Genomic DNA, 18,104 nt, shown 5'->3' with positions numbered 1-18,104 from the left:
GAGAGGGCCTTTAAGGAAAAGGCCTGGTTGAGAGATCGGCTTCGATCGGGCATTCGCGGATGTCGATTTTGGGAGAGGAAGGTGTCATGCAGTTTGAATTTGTCAAATCTTCTGGACCTGGAATCATTTGAAATGAAACGGGCCTGGTATAGCCATCCACAAAGGTAATGTCGTAGAAAGTGGCTGGAATCAATGCTTTCCCTCCTGCTTGTTGGCAGCCATTGCGTTGAGCCTGGGGTAGCGTGCACCCAAACGAAGCTTCCACTTTTGTCTCAAGATCGGGCTGTGAACCGTATGAACGTTCATGACCATTGTTGTCGCCTGTTTCCCCCGTTATGCAGTTAAACCCAGTCGCATCGCAGCCTGTTTTGGACCAAAGATTCACACTTTGCTTACCCGCCTCTGGCGTATCGTACACGTAGGTGCCTCCTGGAGAGATTTTTTGCAAGCAATCGCTCCCATCGTTTACAGCGAACGATGATAGGCAAATATTGGCAGGAGCCGGTGCCGATTTCATTTGTACCCAGATATCGTAGGGGCAATTATTAACCGCTGCAAAGCGCGAGCTGCGTCGAGAAGCGGAAGCATTCGCGAAAACGGCTTTTGCAGCGCTTGAACTGAGCTGAGTGCCCGCACAGAAATAGGCCAAAACTTGACTGGTTGGATCTTGGCAAACAAGGGTTCCGGCTCCATCATCGTATTGCCAAGTGTAATAGGATTTTGGATTATTCTTTTTTAAAACCAGCACATAGTCTGAGGTCGAGACCGGACCCGCCTGGCCTACGAGGTGCGCTAAGCCTGAGGTGCTCGTTCCAAGTGCTGGAGCTTGGCAGAATTTGGGGTTTTGCTGGCAAAATCCCACCCAAGCAGAGTAAATCGAGTACTGATTTTCCATTCCAGTGGGCGGAAAAGGCACATTCGGGTAAGTCGTGCTCTGAGAAGGGTTGAGGATCCCACTCAGGTTGTCATTGCTGAAAGGATTGGAAAATAAAATCACGGGATCCAAATAAGTCGGCAACAAAATGGCTGTCTCCCCGGTGTTCGGGAAGCCTGGATCTTCGGCAACGCAAGAAGAACCAATCCCAAGTCCTCCCCAGCGCGTATTCGCGCTCATCGCCGTACCTGGGGACATGCAACCCATAATCTCGTTATTCCCATAAAGGTTTTTCATCTGAAGATTCACTTTACGAAGGTCGTAAGTCGTTGCTTTCCAGCCTAAGCAATAAAATCCAGAACTGTGTTGGACAGCGGGATTTGGGCCTTCCCCATCCAGATAACAAGCGTCGACAAAGGGCCCAGAAGAAACGGGGTCATGCCCGCTTTGCTGGGTCTGATTTTGAATCGTACAAGAACCTGCAAACACGTTGGAAGTTGTGCAGGGGTTGCAGTTGGGCCCTGGTTGGTCACACCCTGAGGGCAGTTCTCCTTGACTGCAGACACCTCCTCCCGGTTTGGTTGGGTTGATCAAGCAAGTCTGAGTGATCGGTTGAAGCGTTTGAGAGCAGGTAGGACACGTATTTTGAGCGTAGACTGTGCATTGAAAAAAGTTTTTAGAGCCCACAACTGGGATACAGTTTCGATTGAGGTAGTTTCCAAAAGAATCTTGCTGGTTGCTATCGTAACAGGTGTAGGAAGTGATCGTAGGCAATTGACTCTTGAAAGCAGTGGACTGCAAGTATGCCATCCCAGCCTCCCAGTTGGTCTGCCCGATGCTTTGGATTGGACCTGTCAATTGGTTGTCTTCTTGACTCAATAACCCCTCTTCAAGCCAAGCATTCACAAAAGCTTCGTTGCTGATATCGCTCCCCCATAAAATCGATTGTTGAGACGCAGGATTGTATAAAGACCAATAATTGGGCTTTGAGCTTTCGGTCGATGAACTCGACTTATTTGAGGAACAAGAAATACAGCTAGAGACCAATAAGACAGCAATCCATCGAATCATGATGACACAGTAACAAGCAAGCACCCACCATATCAATGAACTCTGCAAGATTTCTTGCGGCACACAGGGTCGCGTGCTGTTTTCAACACCTCGCGAGCTTTGGAACTCGGTGTCACAGTTGAGTCGGCATAAGACTTAAAACGTTTGCTGTTCGCAGATGAATGCACGATACTGACTGCTCACGTGTTTCCCATCGAACGCAATCGAGTAAGTCTGGATTTTCGAACAACCGGCCGTTTGTAAGTCTTGATAGTAGGCTTTTTCTTCAACCTGCTCCAAGCCTGCCGAGGCCTCTAGGCCCATTTTGACTTCGATCAAAATACCCGGATCTTTCTGAGCGTTTAGGGGGTACAGCCCCAAGTCATAGCGCCCGTAGCCGCTTTCTCGATTCGATTTGACCGTGTAGCGCCCTCGCAGACCCAACGTGATACCCAGCAAGAAGCCATGATAGAACGACTCTTGATTGGTTTCGCTGACGTCATAAAAGCTCATCGATTCTAAAATCAATTGCTGCAATCGCTTTTGCAAATTGATGGCGTTGCCCTGAATCAAATCATTCAACAAATAGACCAGAAAAAGATCCCGTTGCTTGCCCCCAAACCACGAAGTGACCATTTTCTCGAAAAAATAGGCCACCTCTCGATTCGGGATCATCATCTTGCCTTCCGCATCCAAGGTTAGATAGCCCGAAACAAACAACAGATTCCAAAACGAATAAGCGTTTTCTCTCAGGTCGCTCATCACCGTGTGCGGCTCAATTGGGATATCAATGCTCTCCCCTTGAATGAGCTTGCGAACATCCGGCAATTTATCGGCCGTTAAGCAATCTTGGATCAAATCATTTCCAGACGTGTTGACCCAATAGGGCTTTAAATCAAAATCGTTGCTCAAGAAGTTTAAGACTGACCAAGGATTATAGATGGTCAGGCGGTTCTTCCCAAACGAATAACCGTTGTACCAGGATTTCAGCTCCGACAAATGCTCCGATGGACAAACGGCTTCTACTTCTTCTTCCGTAAAGCCAAAATAATTTGCATAAGCGTTTTGGGTAATGTCATAAACTCGAATGTTATTCAGGTCTGAAAACAAGCTTTCTTTGGAAATCCGCGTAATGCCGGTGATCACCGCCTTGTATAAAGACGTATTGGATTTGAGGACCGCTCCCAGGACTTGCTTAAACAACGCCACCGCTTCCGGAAAAAACCCATTTAAGTACGCATGTTGCAAGGGCGTGTCATACTCATCGATCAGCACCCAAACTTTTTGACCGTGGTGTTTCTCAAGAAGCTTGGTGAGATGCATCAAGGAAGGGCCTAGATCGATGGTGGGAAAGTCGCGGCTAAAATACGGCAAGATGCTTTTTTTGCTCAGATCAGACAGTTGAACAGACTCCGTCAAGTACTCGTAGTCTCTAAAACAGCTTGCAATCAATCCTTTTAAAGAAGCCTGCAGATCGCCAAAAGTATCTGCTTTTAAGCCTTTAAATCCTAGCGTCACCACCGGGAATTTACCGCGCCACCCTGCCAAAATTTCTGGGTACTGCTCAATGGCAAGACCCTCAAACAAAGGCTCATCACTGCCCATAAAATACTTGAGCATGGAGAGGTTCAACGACTTCCCAAAACGTCGGGGTCTGGGCAATAGAAGAACCGAAGAACCGTCTCGGATGACGTCGCGAATAAAAAGGCTTTTATCGCAGTAAAAAAGCGGGGTTCCGGTATCATCCAGCGAAGTTCTCAGTTGCTGAAAATCATCGATGCCAATCGCATAACGCATAGAGGCTCATTCTCTCATGCCTCGGCCGATTAAGCAATCGACAAAAGTCCGAGTTTGCAATGCTGAAAAAACACCATTCTTGGACGCGTATCTTCGGACGGCTATTTTGCTTTTCGAGCCGCGTAAGCTTGGTATTGTCGCTCTTGATCGATTTGCCAGGCGTTTTGCAAAGTGATGAGCTCCGATAAGGAGTTCGCTTTTAAACGAGGCATGAGTTTCAGCAAAAGATGCCCAGCTGCTTTAGCATCGGCTAGCGCGCGATGAGCACCGTCCAAACGAACCCCCCAGCGTAAAGCGGCGTCGGTTAATTTTTTGCCCTTTTGATATCGGTCAAATTCACGAATAAAGACACAAGGATCCACCCAGGTGAAAGCCGGAAGTTCGCGGTTGGCTCTTCGAAATTCGGCTTCCAAAAATTCGCGATCAAAGCTTGCGTTGTAAGCGACGATGTAAGCGGCTTTCGAGGCAAATTCGAGAAAATCATCCACATGCTGCGCAAAGTAGGGTTGATCTGTGAGCATGTCGGTGCTGATCCCGGTCAGACCGGTGATGAGTTCCGGAACGGGTTCATCAATCTGACAAAAGCGAGCCTCTCCATGAATTTCTTGACGGCTGTCAAAGAAAACCCAGGCAATCTCAATCACGCGATTTTGATTTCGGTCGAGCCCAGTTGTTTCGGTATCGACCACCAAAAAGGGCAAATCAGTCCAAGGGAGGCTCGTTTGTGCGGGCGAATTCGAGGTTGAAAGGCTTTCGAAAAGTGACATTTGAGACATGATTTATAAAACTTCCAAGGTTGTGTTTCCGATAACAATTAAATCTTGAGACTTCAAGGACTGCTTGAGCCCTTGGCTTAAATTTAGCCAATAAGCCTCTTTTCCGGTGTAAGCAATGAAACCTTCTGCGGTTGAGAGTTCCGGGTCATCCAACAGAATAAAAGGCCCTTCTCGAAGAACGGTTGGTTTAGGGCTGTATGGAAGAAAGCGTTCTTGTTGCTCGGGGTTTAAGATACGTTCATCCGCGATGAAGCCAGATTCGTATCGGCCGACAAAGCGCCAATAACCTTCTGGGATCGAATAACGCATACCCCGGTTTGGACCTTTCAGAGCCCTTAAGTCAAGAAAGGAAAGAAAAGAGAGGGTTGTCATGATGAGTCAAAGTTCGTTATAACCAAGCGGTGTCCACAGACAATAGGGCTTTTATCAAGCAGCTCGCCCATCTAGAATGTCAAATTGTTCGAGAACAACTCCAGGGTGTTTACCGAATTACCGATGCAGAAGAGGCTATTTTGCGGTGGGCTCTTTCCTTGGCTCGGGTCTCTCAAGTTTGGGACGGTGGCTGGGTCCCAATCGGAACGGCGACCGATCTGTTTCGTACACGCCTCTATGAAACGCTGATTCGGGGACGGCAGATTGGGCAAATCCAATCGCTTCTGAGCGCTGAGCGAGAGCGTTTGCTTTTGTTGTATCGGGGGCGAATGTCCGAAACTTCGCTCGACGCCGCGGTTCAGACACGGCCATTGGGGTTGGCGCTGTCGGGCGGAGGTGGGACGTCTTATGTTTTCATCGGGGCTTTTGCGGCTTTGGAAGAAGCCGGGATTCGGCCGGATGCCATTGCAGGCAGTTCGATGGGAGCTATCCTAGGCCTTTATCGAGCATTTCGTCGTTCGTTTGATCTCGAAGAGATGAAACGAATGGGGAGTCGATTGCAATGGAATCGTCTCATCTCTCCTACTTTAGAGGGAAGCCAATTCGGTTTTCCGGCGACGTTTCGGCTTAATTTAGACGTTTTGAGAGAACCGTTTCGATCGCCTCAAGAGCCGCGGACTCTCGCTTTGAAAGAACTGCCGATTCCCCTGCGTGTGGCTGTTTCCGGGATCGCGGATTCGCAATGGAGAGGCCTAGATGTTCCGTGGTTTAACCCAGAGCGAGCCCTCAGAAATCGAAAGTCCAGCTTGGTTAAAGCACTGGTTCAATTTGCTAAGCGGCCTCTGAAGGCGATTTACTTGGGAGGCGATGAGCTGACGGCCGAATTTGATGTATTGGACGCCGTTGGATTCTCGGCCGCCGTTCCAGGGCTTTTTCACTACGAGGTATGTCCTCAGGATGCTTCGATGCTTTCTTTGGTGCGTGAGATGATGCGCCAACATGGTGTGAGTCGTTTGATGGATGGCGGGTTTTCAGACAATCTCCCAGCCGCGGAAGCCAGGCGTTCGTTGGTGGATCCTTTTGTCTTGAGTCTGGACGGGTTTTCACCGAATTGGAAGCGTCATTGGATGTTTCTTCCGATGATGGCGATCGCGGCTGAGACCAGCAAAGAAGGGTACGAAGCCTCCGATTGTGTCATTGCGTATCATCGGGTGTTATCGCCCATGAAGGTCGTTCCATCTCCTCAAGACTTGCTGCGAGCCATTCAGCATGGACGCGCTGAAACCGAGCCTCATATTCCATTTTTGAAGAAAATGTTGCAGCCGCTCAAGAATCCCTGGAAAGAGACAGGAACGGGATTTTAAACGCTTTCGCCTTTTTAAGTTGGATTCTCTAATTGAGTCATTTTTTGAAGCCTTCTTAAATGCCGTTCATCTTGCGATTCGGTGGCATTCAAAAATCTCGTGACCACTTCCTTCGCAAGCTCAAGGCCAATCACGCGAGCACCCAAAACCAGTACATTCATGTGATCGTGCTCAACCCCCTGATGTGCGGAGTAAGTATCGTGGCAAAGACCGGCTCGAATGCCTGAGATCTTATTGGCTGCCATCGAAGCACCGACGCCGCTTCCACAAATCAAAATACCTCGACGCGCTTTTTCTTCGTGGATGGCTTTTCCCAATTTAAGGGCAAAATCGGGGTAATCCACGGCATCGGTGTGATCCGTTCCGAGGTCTAGAATATGAGCATCGTTGGCCAAAAAGCCAATCAACTGTTCTTTGAGTTGGTATCCTGCGTGATCAGAGGCGATGGCGAGGTTTCCGTATTTGCTCATGAGCAAGCTCCACGATGTTTGAGGCTGTAAATCCAAAATGCGATTGCAAAACGTCAGCAGGAGCCGATTGTCCAAAATCGTGCATCCCTAAGATGGCTCCGTCTAAACCGACATAGCGCTCCCAGCCTAAAGTGGCGCCGGCTTCCACCGCAACGCGTGCTCTTAAAGCGCTCGGGAATACTGATTCTCGATACTCAGCGGGTTGCCGGGCAAAGATTTCCCAGGAGGGCATGCTGACAACCCGAGATGAGATCCCTTGTGTTTTGAGTATTTCAAAGGCTTGAATGCACAAAGAGACTTCACTGCCTGTCCCCATCAAAATGACTTGTGGGTTCTCGGAGTCTGCTAAGACATAGGCTCCTTGCGAAACTCCAGTGGCAGGGGCGTAGCGGCAGCGATCCAGTGTAGGCAAATTTTGTCGCGTCAAAATGATGGCAGTGGGGGCTCTCGCGCTCAAAATAGAGCGCCAGGCCTCGGTCACTTCGTTCGCATCGGCGGGTCTTAAAACCGTAAATCCGGGGATGGCTCGAAGAGCCATGAGGTGCTCAATCGGCTGATGCGTGGGGCCGTCTTCTCCAACGCCAATCGAATCGTGCGTAAACACATAGGTGACTGGCAGGCCCATCAGTGCAGAGAGTCTTAAACTGGGTTTCAGATAGTCGCTGAAAGTAAAGAACGTCGACCCGTAGGGCAAGAGGTGTGAGAGTGCGAGCCCATTGAGGATAGCGCCCATGGCGTGCTCTCGGATTCCAAAATGAAGATTTCGACCTTCAAAGGCACCGGTGCTGATGGGCGAACTGGCTTCGATCCAAGTCTTGGTGGAAGGCGCTAAATCCGCAGAACCGCCCAAAAACCAAGGTATTTGTTTTGCGATGGCGTTCAAAACCTTCGAAGACGCTGCGCGGCCTGCCATTCCTTGGGAATCGGCTGGAAAAATGGGCAAGTTGGCATCCCAGTCGGCTGGAAGTTGCTGGTTTTCCAAAAGGCTTAGTTCGGTAGCCAATTCGGGATATGTTTTTGCGTAGGCGCTTCTGAGCGCGTCCCAGGCCTGTGTTTGAGCGTGTCCTCGGGCCCCGAGCCCTTGAGCAAAATCGTCTAAAGCCTCTTTCGGAACTTCAAAGGCGCCTTCCTCGGGCCAACCGTAAGCTTTTTTGGTCAGTTTGATTTCTTCTTGACCCAAAGGCTCTCCGTGAGCCGCCGCGGTATTTTGCTTGTGCGGAGCGCCGTAGCCAATTTGGCTGTCAACGATCAGCAAACAAGGTTTCGTTTCGTTTCGGATTTGAGTCAAGCTGTGGTGAAGAGCTTCCAGGTTATTCGCGTCCGCGACGTGTCGAACCACCCAACCGTACGATTCAAATCGCTTTTGGACGTCTTCCGTAAAAGCGAGATTCGTGGAGCCTTCGATGGTGATGTGGTTGTTATCGTAAATCCAACACAAGTTTGGAAGTTGCAAGTGACCGGCGAGGGAAGCCGCTTCGCTGCTGATGCCTTCCATGAGGCAGCCATCGCCACAAATTGCATAAACTTGGTAGTTAAAGAGCTCGAAATCGGCCTTATTGTAACGCGCGGCTTTCCACTGCGCTGCTAAGGCCATGCCTACGCTGTTGGCGAGCCCTTGACCTAAGGGGCCGGTGGTGACTTCCACGCCTGCCGTGTGAAGGTACTCCGGGTGCCCGGGGCATCGGCTGCCCAATTGCCGAAATTGTTGGATGTCTTCCAAGCGAACGCTGCCTTTAACCTGGGCAAGATACAGGAGGCCATAGAGGAGCATGGAAGCGTGTCCGTTGGATAGGACAAATCGATCTCGATTGATCCAGGTAGGGTTGGCGGGGTCGTATTGCAAGCAATATTGCCAAAGAGAGTAGGCAACAGGAGCCAGCGCCATGGGCGTTCCTGGGTGCCCGGAGTTGGCTTTTTGAACGGCGTCCATGGCCAAGGTTCTGAGTGTATTAATGGTGGTTTGAGCGTTTAAAATACCGATGCGCTTTTCCTGCATACACTTCGGTGTATCAAGAAATGGAGTAAGACACAAATTTATGATAGCCTAGGCAGATGACCCGGACACTGGCTGTTGATATTGGTGGGAGCGGCATCAAAATGATGCAAATTGATTCCAAAGGCGAGGCCGTTTCCGAGCGGACTCGAACCGCAACTCCCAGGCCAGCGACCCCAGAAGCTGTTTGGCAGTGCCTGAAAAAGCTATTTCGCATGCAGGCTGGCTATGATCGCGTATCGGTTGGTTTTCCAGGGGTGATTCAGTCGGGCATTGTGCGAACGGCTCCTAATTTAGATGGAGACTGGGTCGGTTTTCCTTTGCAAAGTGAAGTGGAAAAATTGACTCATAAGCCCGCACGAGTGGCCAATGACGCAGATATTCAGGGCTATGGTTTGGTCTCCGGCAAAGGGTTTGAGATGGTCATCACCTTGGGCACGGGCATGGGAGCCGCTCTGTTTATGAATGGTGTGTTAATTCCCAATCTCGAGTTGGGCCATCACCCCTTTCGAGGTGAGAAGACTTACGAGCAGTGCCTGGGGAAAAAGGCTCTCGAGAAACACGGAGTTAAGAAATGGAACAAGTATTTGCATGAGGCCATTGTTTTGCTGAGCGCCATCTTCAATTTTGACCGCCTCTACATCGGTGGAGGAAATGCGGAAAATGTGTCTTTTGAGCTGCCTCCCAACGTCATCCTGGCTCATAACATTGCTGGGCTTACGGGTGGGGTAAAGCTCTGGGAAAATCAAGCTCTATAACTGGCTGGCTCGAAACGTATTTTCCATCAGCATGGCGACGGTCATCGGACCTACACCGCCCGGTACGGGTGTTATCCAGGAAACTTTTGGCAGAACTTGCTCCGTATGCACATCGCCTACCAGTTTTCCATCTGAGAGGCGGTTGATACCAACGTCGAGAACAATCGCACCCTCTTTAACATGGTTTGGCCCGATCAGGCCTGGCACACCCGAAGCCACGATCAAGACATCGGCTTGAGAGGTAAAATACGCGAGATTAAGCGTATTTTTGTGACAAACAGTGACCGTCGCTTGCGAATTCAGAAGGAGTTGAGCCATGGGTTTGCCAACAATGTTGCTGCGGCCAACCACCACGGCGTGTTTGCCGAGTAAATCGACCGGAATGGCTTTCAGAAGTTCCAGGCACCCTTTGGGAGTGCAAGGCACAAAACGCGGAGCTCCCAGGGAGAGAAGTCCAAAATTTTCTGGATGAAATCCGTCTACATCTTTGAGTGGGTTGATGGATTGAAGGATGGTTTGGGTGGATAGATGAGACGGCAAGGGCAGTTGGACGAGAATGCCGTGAATCGACGAGTCTTGGTTGGCCAGGCTGATTTCTTGAATCAAATCGGCCTGAGACGACGATTCGGAAAGATGGATGGATCGACTTTCAATGCCAACAGCTAAGGCTGCTTTGACTTTTCGAGCCACATAGACTTCGGAAGCAGGGTTATTTCCAACGCGAATCACGCAGAGGCAGGGTTTTTGTGGCGCAGAGCCAATTCGACTTTTAAGCTCCAGCAAATGAAACTCTGCAATGCGTTTTCCATCCAGAATGCGACCGAACATAGTAGGCTCGAAGTCTAGCACAATCGAGTTTGATTGACAGGCCCTCAGGCTCAAATTAACTCTGGAGTGGGTGCAACACTCTATCGCTGCCTTTGCATGCGTACAAACTGCTCACGCGTTTGCCATCGAACGCAATCGAGTAAGTCTGGATCTTGGAACAACCGGCCGTTTGTAAGTCTTGATAGTAGGCTTTCTCTTCAATCTGCTCTAAGCCTGCCGAGGCCTCTAGGCCCATTTTGACTTCGATCAAAATCCCTGGGTCTTTCTGAGGGTTTAGGGGGTACAACCCCAAGTCATAACGCCCGTAGCCGCTTTCTCGATTCGACTTGACGATGTAACGGCCCCGCAGACCCAGCGTCATGCCTAGCAAGAAACCGTGGTAAAACGATTCTTGTTTGCGTTCGGTGACATCATGGAAACTCAGGGTTTCCAAAATCAACTGTTGCAATTTACTTTGCAGCTCAAGAGCATTTCCCCAAATCAAATCTTCTAAGAGTTCGTTTAAGAAACGCTCTTTTTGCCTACCCCCAAACCAAGCAGTCACCGTCTTTTCAAAGAAATAGGTCACCTCTCGGTTCGGGATCATCATCTTGCCTTCCGCATCCAGCGTTAAGTAACCCGAAATAAACAATAGATTCCAAAACGAATAAGCGTTTTCTCTCAGGTCGCTCATGACCGTGTATGGCTCAAGGGGAATACCGATACTCTCCCGTTGGATGAGTTTGTGTACATCCGGCAATTTATCGGCCGTTAAGCAATCTTGGATCAAATCATTCCCAGACGTGTTGATCCAATAGGGCTTTAAATCAAAATCGTTGCTCAAGAAGTTTAAGACTGACCAAGGATTATAGATGGTCAGGCGGTTCTTCCCAAACGAATAACCGTTGTACCAGGATTTCAGCTCCGACAAATGCTCCGATGGACAAACGGCTTCTACTTCTTCTTCCGTAAAGCCAAAATAATTTGCATAAGCGTTTTGGGTAATGTCATAAACTCGAATGTTATTCAGGTCTGAAAACAAGCTTTCTTTGGAAATCCGCGTAATGCCGGTGATCACCGCCTTGTATAAAGACGTATTGGATTTGAGGACCGCTCCCAGGACTTGCTTAAACAACGCCACCGCTTCCGGAAAAAACCCATTTAAGTACGCATGTTGCAAGGGCGTGTCGTACTCGTCGATCAGCACCCAGACTTTTTGACCGTGGTGCTTTTCCAAAAACTCCGTCAGATATTTCAGTGAATTCGTCAGCTGAATGGCATCCAAACTCCCATTCAAGAAGGGAGCTAGTTTCCGATGCTGCAAGTCGCTCAATTCTTTAGAGTCACTCAAATAAGCAAACTGTTCGAAGCAATCGAGTATGCAGGTCTTCAAAGAAGCTTGTAAATTTTCAAAGGTGTCGGCTTTGAGGCCCTTGAACCCTAACATGACCACGGGGAATTTACCGCGCCAGCCGGCTAAAATCTCGGGATATTGTTCGATCGCTAGGCCGTCAAACAAAGGTTCTTCGCTGCCCATAAAATACTTGAGCATGGAGAGGTTCAACGATTTGCCAAAACGCCGGGGTCTGGGCAGTAAAAGAACCGCAGAGCCGTCTCGGATGACGTCGCGAATAAAAAGACTTTTATCACAATAGAAAAGCGGGGTTCCTGTGTCATCCAGCGAAGTTCTGAGTTGCTTAAAGTCATCGATGCCAATCGCGTAGCGCATAGGGCCTTATTCTCTCATGCTTGCGCCGATTAATCAATCGAGTATCCGGGCTTAATAGGCCTGAGAACGGCAGGGCGATGAGACTTCGAAGTTTGCCTCAACTTGCACTCGAGTCTTTCAGATGCTAAAAACCCCCCATTGATTGCTCGAATGGGATTATGGAATGAAATACGGCCTCTTTTTCTCTGCATTGGCCAGCCTACAGGTTGCCTATTCTCTGGCTGAACCACTGCCTTGTGCAGAGCCTTTTCCCATGTGGGAGGTGGTTGCTCGAAATCACTTGGATTTACCACCGCCTGCCATTCCTCCGCAGGTGACAGAATCGGCCAAAACGGGGGCTGCGGTTTCGACTTTGCTGGGCACCGTGACGGCCGTAGGGCTGACTCAAGTCGCTCAAAATGCTCGGACAGGTTTGACGCTCGGCATTCTGGCCTGCGATGATCGTTTGCCTGCACAGACAGGAGCTTTGGATTGGCAGGACAGCCCGACCCGGATCGCGCTGGGTTCGGATGATCTGCAGTACCATGCAGGAGCCGTTTTAGGGAACTGGGCGCTGTTGCTCGGCATTTCAAGTGTTTGGGGAGCCGTTGCTTATCGGATCGGAGTTTTCCAAGCTCATCTGCCGGGCAGCTTGATCTTGCCCGTTTTATTCTTGATCTCTCCGACTACGACCTCTTCGGTCTCGCTCATGCGGCAAGGAGATGCTTCTCAAAAAACCCTTGGCGCTTGTTCGCTGATCGCAACCTTGGTGGGAGTCGGTGCGGCCGGAGTGCCTACCTTGCCCTGGTTCTTTAGGGCGCACTGGGAAATCGAAGAGCGAGAGTGGGTCGATGTTTGGCCAGGCAGCGGTTGGGTTGATCGATATGGCGAGCTTTTTGATACCTATGGTCCGGCGCGCCAAGGCTATATTATCGCGGAGCTTTTCACTTCCGTTACGGTGGGGGTTCTCAAATCGTATCAGTCTCTGCAAGCCGATTGCAGCCGGCTTTTGTGGGTTGCGGCAGGGGTGTACGATGCGTATGCGCTCAGTCAAATTGGGCTACGTCCGAATCGCAACCCCCATGTCCAATATTTCTTTAGCGGCATAGCTGGCTTGCAAGCTTTAGCGCTGACCACGCAAGCGATTGCTTCTGTTGCAGCTTCCGAGGAAACGCAGCAACAAGTTCGATCCGTCACGCAATGGGTTGTGGTGGCGACCGAATACTTGATGATGGTGAAGACCTTGTTTGATATTGGCCTGCGAGTCAAAAACGTGTACGATGGCGTGTTCGTCAAAAAGCCTCTGCCCGAGCCTGCTTCATTGACGAAGCCCCTCCTCGAGGAGCCTTCTATGGATTTGCCATTGGATTTGTTGGGCCTCTCAGGAGGCGTGGAACTAGAATCCCGGAGTTCTTCGAGATCCAGTTCTGCCAGCAGCTCCACGAGCACGATTCCAGCCATTCAAGCCCTGCCGAAACCTTTAAAGCTATCATTTGAAAAGCCGACGATTCGAGAAATACCGGAGCCCTTAGAATTGCCATTTACAAGGCGGAGTACGTCTGAACACTACGAGCTTCAAAGAACGCAAATCAACGGCAAGTTAAATCTGGCAGAAGAGATCTCGCAAGCTTTGGGTTTGGATTCCACGGGAGAAAGAAATGCGTTGTAAAATCCTGTTTTTGGGGTGTTTTGGGTTTATGGCTTTCTCGAGTTGGGCTGTCCAAATGAACCTTACTTGGGTTAACAACACGATTCCAGACCCTTGGGCGCAATTGTTTGAGAATCGCTCGTTGACTCAGGTTGACGCGGAAGTGCTGTCCGGGCAGGGTGTTCGGGGCGTTTTAGAAGCTCTATCGCCTCAAATCAAAGCGCAGCCGGACTATACCGGGACTTTTGTGGCTAACTGTTCGCTGTATCTGAACACGATGTTAGAGCGAGTGAGCTGCAATATCAGTTCGTCGGAGGGGGCTATGGTGCCCTTTTTCGCGAATCAGACCCGTTTGCCTGAGGGTCACGCGTCTGAAATCACCCGAAGCCATATTGTGCTTTTGAATATTTACGCCGACTGGACGGGTAAAACGAGTGTGTATGATGAAAACTTCGCGATGCTGGCTTACCCTCGTACCGCAACCTGCAGTGTGTCTAGCAGCAATACTCTCACGAAGCTGAGTCCAACGAGGGCTCAGAATGAAACCGAGTCTTTTTTGGCTTCGTCAACGCGAACAAAGAGTGGGACCCCTCGTTTGAGCCAAAGTGACTCGGGTTATTTGAGTGAGTCCAGTACTTTAACTTGCAGTGTGTCTAGCAGCGATACGCTCACGAAGCCGAGCCTAACGATCGCTCAGAGTGAAACCGGGTCTTTCTCGGCTCCGTCAACGCGAACAAAGAGTCGGACCCTTCGTTTGAGCCAAAGTGATTCGCACGATTTGAGTGTTTCCAGTAGCTTAAGTCCTGGAAATTCTTGGACGAATAGTCTGACCGAGAGTCTATCACTGAGTCTACCACTTTCTTCAAGCTCAACTCTCAGCCTGAGCCCATCGTTAAGTTGTACGATCCCTCAAGGCTCAGAGTGGTCTCAATGGGCTCAAATCATAGGGGTATACGCCAACCTAGCGAATCAAGGTGGACGCTATTCCGTGTCGAATGGCGTTGTGACAGATTCGTATACTGGCCTACGTTGGCAACAGACGGGGAGCACGGGCGCTTATCCTTGGAGCGCTTTTGCAGCCGCTGGATCGGCTCAGGCTTATTGTGCGAGCCAAGCAACCGGTGGATTCAACCATTGGCGCCTACCAACACGCATTGAACTGCAGACCTTGGTGGACTACACGACCAGCAGCCCTTCGATTGACACAACGACCTTTCCTGGGACGCAATCTAGTTCTTACTGGACCTCAACGGTCTATGCGCCGTCCCCGTCCGTTGCGTGGCGCGTGTATTTCGATGCTGGCCACGTCGGCACGGGTAGCATCAGCGGTGCAGGCTATGTTCGCTGCGTGCGTTGAAGACGGGATTTTTTACTTTTTACTAAGAACCGAAGGGAGAAAGAGTGGATAAGAGTTATTACGAAAGTTTGCCGATCTATCGAACGGCAATTGACTTGGTGGTTAAATTGGATTTAGTAGTTCGTGGATTTCCTCAATACCATCGCTACGTATTAGGGACGCAGTTACGAAATCAAGCGCTGAGCGTTCTAATTCTCATCAGCGAAGCGATGCGGCCGGAGGAGCGCGTACAGAAAGTGACAAGGCTTTGTGAAGAAGTTGAGACAATGAGGCTATTAATGAATGTGGGCAAGGAGGTAAAAGCATTTTCGTCGTTTAATGAATTTATGTTGATCATGAAGCAGGTGATAGACTTAACTCGGCAGGCAGTGGGTTGGCGGAAGAAACTGAAAATGTCAAAGCCAGAACCTTCCAGTGCCGGTTTGCAAAAGTCGGTATGAAAAAGGGCGTGCTTATTCGATCCCGTGCGGTGGGTTCGCCAGGAACCCGGGTTCTTGGCAAAAAAAAGCGCCAAACGGTTCGCTTGTTGACAAGACACCGTGTGGCTAGCAGAGGTTGTTCAAAAACCTCTGCGCAAAAGCAACTCACGCGAACGAATGGCGTCCCCGTCCAATGCGTGGAACGTGAATTTCAATAATGGCAACGTCAACACGAATAACATCAGCAATACAAACTATGTTCGCTGCGTGCGTTGAAGATGGGAGAAACAAAAGTATGAGTTCATGGCCTTCGTATGAGGATGTGCACCGTGCCGCTCAGGCTTGCATGAAACGCAAGCGTGGGAGGCTCGATGCCATTTTGTTTCGAATGCGCTATGGAGAGAGAGTGTTTGATTTAACCAAACGCCTTCACTCAGGATACCTTCCGGGTCCCGGAACGGTGTTTGTGACCGACCGCCCCAAGTATCGCGAGATACACGCTGCTGACTTTAGAGACCGAGTGGTTCATCACCTGCTTCATGCTCAACTGGAGCCGATTTTTGAGAAAAGTTTTATTTCAGACTCTTATGCCTGCCGCGTTGGAAAGGGTACGCACGCGGCCATGCATGCTCTTCAGCAAAAGATGCGTCATCTGACTCGTGGAGGAAAAGTACGCGCCTACGCTTTAAAAATGGACGTTCGTGCTTTTTTTCCATCAATTCATCGGCCGACGCTTCTGAGTCTGTTAGATAAAAAGCTGGGTTCGATGGAACATGCAGAATCCATTCGATCCTTGGTTCGAACAATTGTGAATCACGATCCAGTTCCTTTGGCTCAACGAGTAGGGCCTCGAGAACGTTTTGAACGCGTTCCACAGCACAAGCGTTTAGGCGCTTCAGGCCCCGATCGAGGGTTGCCGATTGGCAACTTGACAAGCCAATTCTTTGGCAACGTGTATCTAAACGCCTTAGATCAGTTTGTGAAATGTACGTTAGGAGTACGACACTATGTGCGCTACGTGGACGACTGGGTGATCTTAGATTTATCGGCTCAAAAGCTTCGTTCTTTGGAAGAATCCATTCGAAAGTTTTTAGCAGAACGCCTGCATCTTGTGGCACATGAAGACGCCCTTGTGCGGCCGGTGAGCGAGGGAGTTGACTTTGTCGGCTATATCGTTCGGCCTAACTACGTTCTTTCGCGCCGCCGCGTTTTACAGCAGGCCGATCGTCGCCTCGCAGAGTTGGAGGAGCCTTTACGGGGCTCACGTTTAAGAGGTTTTGACTCTTGGCCCATTCAATCGGAGGCAGTTAAACGCTTGCGAGCGACTTGGATGAGCTATCATGGGCACCTGGTGCACTCAGACAGTCGTTCGGCCTTGAAGCGGCTTTGGCAAAAACATACGATTTCTCGGTTTCATTTTAAGTCTCCGCTGGGCTTTGAACCGCGCTTTCCATTTTTTAAGATAGATGCTTGTTGGCGTGATCAGGTGGATCGTTTGCAGGAAGGTCTCAAAAAAAGTGTTTTAGTGGTCAAGGTAGGTCGCTACGCAGAAGTTCCTCGCTTTCAAGATCGGGAACGCTTGGGGTTACCCACTCCTAATCATCGAAAAGGTCGACGGCTTCGCGTGGGCGTTTTGTATCGGCGTTTACAAAGCCTGTTGGATGTAGCGTTTCAAAAAGGGTTGCCAGTGGCTCTGGCCTTGGAAATGCCAACTCCGTTTGGGCGAATTCGAGCCCGCGCGTTGGTGCGTTGGTTGAAGCCTCAACGAAAAGGAAATGAGGATGCCATTAAAAATAAATCTTAGCGTGGCCATGATGCTGGTTCTTTTGGCGCAAAGCTTGCTTGGGAGTGCACCGGTGGGTCGCTATACGGACGAAACCGGATCGACACTGACAGCCGGAAGCACCCAGGTCAAAGATACCGTGACAGGTCTTATTTGGCAGCGAGCTTATAGCACAGGAACTTGGAGCGCATCGGCTGCGGCCGGTTCGGCGCAGGCCTATTGCGCTCAGTTGGTCATTGGGAGTCAAGCCGCTGGCTCTTGGCGGATGCCGACCATCAAGGAGCTTTCTACTTTAGTCGACGTGACTGTGAGTTCAGGAGCCACCATTGATCTGACGGCTTTTCCGGGAACGCCAGCGAACTATTTTTGGTCGTCGACTGTTTATCAACCGTCCCCGTCCAATGCGTGGAGCGTGGATTTCAGTAATGGCAGCGTCAACACGGTTAGCATCGGCGGTACAGGCTATGTTCGCTGCGTGCGTTGAAGACGGGATTTTTTTACTTTTTATTTTTAATCAATCACCTCGTGCTTTGATTTATAAAGGATTTCCTCTACCCCGAACCGTGTTCGGGAGAGCGTTGCCGTTCCATGGTTTTAAGGGCCGGCTCAAGCCGGCCCAGGCGAATACAGGGCGTCCCAAATCGATCCATCCAGCCTGATTCGATACAATCCGAATCATGGCAGCCGCAGTGATGGCGTATTCTCCATCAGCCGATCTCGGCTGATAATGCCCCGTGAGGGGCTTAGGTGCCACAGCCCAGCCAGAGGAGGTTGCTGAAAGCAACAGACGCTGGGCTGGGTTAGAGAAAATACATCCGATCGTTGTGGTTCCATGATTTGTATCTCATCGTGTGTTTGGGGACGTGGTAGCTCGCATGGATTGTATGTTTGTGGATGTGGGTGTTCGGTGGTTCGCATGGATTGTATG

16 protein-coding genes are annotated in these 18,104 nt (G+C 50.1%); 8 read left to right on the top strand and 8 right to left on the bottom strand.

What is annotated here, in order from left to right; genetic code table 11:
* Window positions 1-10 precede the first annotated feature (10 nt).
* From I8H75_06290 to I8H75_06275, 4 genes are all read right to left on the bottom strand, one after another.
* Window positions 11-1,945: a hypothetical protein gene (locus tag I8H75_06290; GenBank protein ID MBH2006924.1), complete on the bottom strand. Its 1,935-nt coding sequence runs from the start codon at window positions 1,943-1,945 to the stop codon at window positions 11-13.
* 135 nt (window positions 1,946-2,080) lie between these two features.
* Complete coding sequence (locus tag I8H75_06285; protein MBH2006923.1) at window positions 2,081-3,721, bottom strand: AAA family ATPase; 1,641 nt, start codon at window positions 3,719-3,721, stop codon at window positions 2,081-2,083.
* 101 nt (window positions 3,722-3,822) lie between these two features.
* Entirely contained in the window at window positions 3,823-4,497 is a 675-nt protein-coding gene (locus I8H75_06280) for a 3'-5' exonuclease (GenBank protein ID MBH2006922.1), read from the bottom strand.
* A 3-nt stretch (window positions 4,498-4,500) separates the two neighbouring features.
* Complete coding sequence (locus tag I8H75_06275) at window positions 4,501-4,806, bottom strand: hypothetical protein (GenBank protein ID MBH2006921.1); 306 nt, start codon at window positions 4,804-4,806, stop codon at window positions 4,501-4,503.
* Between the two features lie 92 nt (window positions 4,807-4,898).
* On the opposite strand from I8H75_06275, the gene I8H75_06270 reads away from it, so the two are divergent.
* Window positions 4,899-6,233: a patatin-like phospholipase family protein gene (locus tag I8H75_06270; GenBank protein MBH2006920.1), complete on the top strand. Its 1,335-nt coding sequence runs from the start codon at window positions 4,899-4,901 to the stop codon at window positions 6,231-6,233.
* 14 nt (window positions 6,234-6,247) lie between these two features.
* On the opposite strand, the gene rpiB is transcribed toward I8H75_06270, so the two are convergent.
* On the bottom strand, window positions 6,248-6,703 hold the full coding sequence (gene rpiB, locus I8H75_06265; GenBank protein ID MBH2006919.1) for a ribose 5-phosphate isomerase B: 456 nt from the start codon (window positions 6,701-6,703) through the stop codon (window positions 6,248-6,250).
* Complete coding sequence (gene tkt, locus I8H75_06260; protein ID MBH2006918.1) at window positions 6,669-8,699, bottom strand: transketolase; 2,031 nt, start codon at window positions 8,697-8,699, stop codon at window positions 6,669-6,671. The genes rpiB and tkt overlap by 35 nt, the downstream gene beginning before the upstream one ends.
* 101 nt (window positions 8,700-8,800) lie before the next feature.
* Between tkt and I8H75_06255 the strand changes: the two genes are divergently transcribed.
* A complete protein-coding gene (locus I8H75_06255; GenBank protein ID MBH2006917.1) occupies window positions 8,801-9,454 on the top strand; it encodes an ROK family protein in 654 nt (217 codons plus the stop codon).
* Here I8H75_06255 and I8H75_06250 read toward each other — a convergent pair.
* Window positions 9,449-10,282: a bifunctional 5,10-methylenetetrahydrofolate dehydrogenase/5,10-methenyltetrahydrofolate cyclohydrolase gene (locus I8H75_06250; protein ID MBH2006916.1), complete on the bottom strand. Its 834-nt coding sequence runs from the start codon at window positions 10,280-10,282 to the stop codon at window positions 9,449-9,451. The two genes, I8H75_06255 and I8H75_06250, sit on opposite strands and share 6 nt — an antisense overlap.
* A 55-nt stretch (window positions 10,283-10,337) precedes the next feature.
* Window positions 10,338-11,990, bottom strand: a complete 1,653-nt coding sequence (locus I8H75_06245) for an AAA family ATPase (protein ID MBH2006915.1) — start codon at window positions 11,988-11,990, stop codon at window positions 10,338-10,340.
* Window positions 11,991-12,153: 163 nt separating this feature from the next.
* Here I8H75_06245 and I8H75_06240 point away from each other — a divergent pair, with 163 nt between their 5' ends.
* The 6 genes from I8H75_06240 (at window position 12,154) to I8H75_06215 (ending at window position 17,660) form a co-directional block, all read left to right on the top strand.
* Entirely contained in the window at window positions 12,154-13,638 is a 1,485-nt protein-coding gene (locus tag I8H75_06240; protein MBH2006914.1) for a hypothetical protein, read from the top strand.
* 55 nt (window positions 13,639-13,693) lie between these two features.
* Window positions 13,694-14,974 (top strand): DUF1566 domain-containing protein, encoded by a 1,281-nt coding sequence (locus I8H75_06235; protein ID MBH2006913.1) that lies wholly within the window; start codon window positions 13,694-13,696, stop codon window positions 14,972-14,974.
* A gap of 44 nt (window positions 14,975-15,018) precedes the next feature.
* Window positions 15,019-15,414 (top strand): four helix bundle protein, encoded by a 396-nt coding sequence (locus tag I8H75_06230; protein ID MBH2006912.1) that lies wholly within the window; start codon window positions 15,019-15,021, stop codon window positions 15,412-15,414.
* Complete coding sequence (locus tag I8H75_06225; protein MBH2006911.1) at window positions 15,411-15,611, top strand: hypothetical protein; 201 nt, start codon at window positions 15,411-15,413, stop codon at window positions 15,609-15,611. The genes I8H75_06230 and I8H75_06225 overlap by 4 nt, the downstream gene beginning before the upstream one ends.
* 77 nt (window positions 15,612-15,688) lie before the next feature.
* The gene (locus tag I8H75_06220; GenBank protein ID MBH2006910.1) at window positions 15,689-17,197 is read left to right on the top strand and encodes a group II intron reverse transcriptase domain-containing protein; all 1,509 of its coding nucleotides are present in this window, start codon (window positions 15,689-15,691) and stop codon (window positions 17,195-17,197) included.
* Window positions 17,175-17,660 carry a DUF1566 domain-containing protein gene (locus tag I8H75_06215; protein MBH2006909.1) on the top strand — a complete coding sequence of 162 codons (486 nt, stop codon included), beginning with the start codon at window positions 17,175-17,177 and terminating at the stop codon, window positions 17,658-17,660. The genes I8H75_06220 and I8H75_06215 overlap by 23 nt, the downstream gene beginning before the upstream one ends.
* Window positions 17,661-18,104 lie beyond the last annotated feature (444 nt).

Source organism: Myxococcaceae bacterium, assembly GCA_016000045.1.
Lineage (GTDB): Bacteria > Myxococcota > UBA727 > UBA727 > JABDBI01 > AER2-1.
This window is presented reverse-complemented; position numbering and strand designations above follow the sequence as displayed.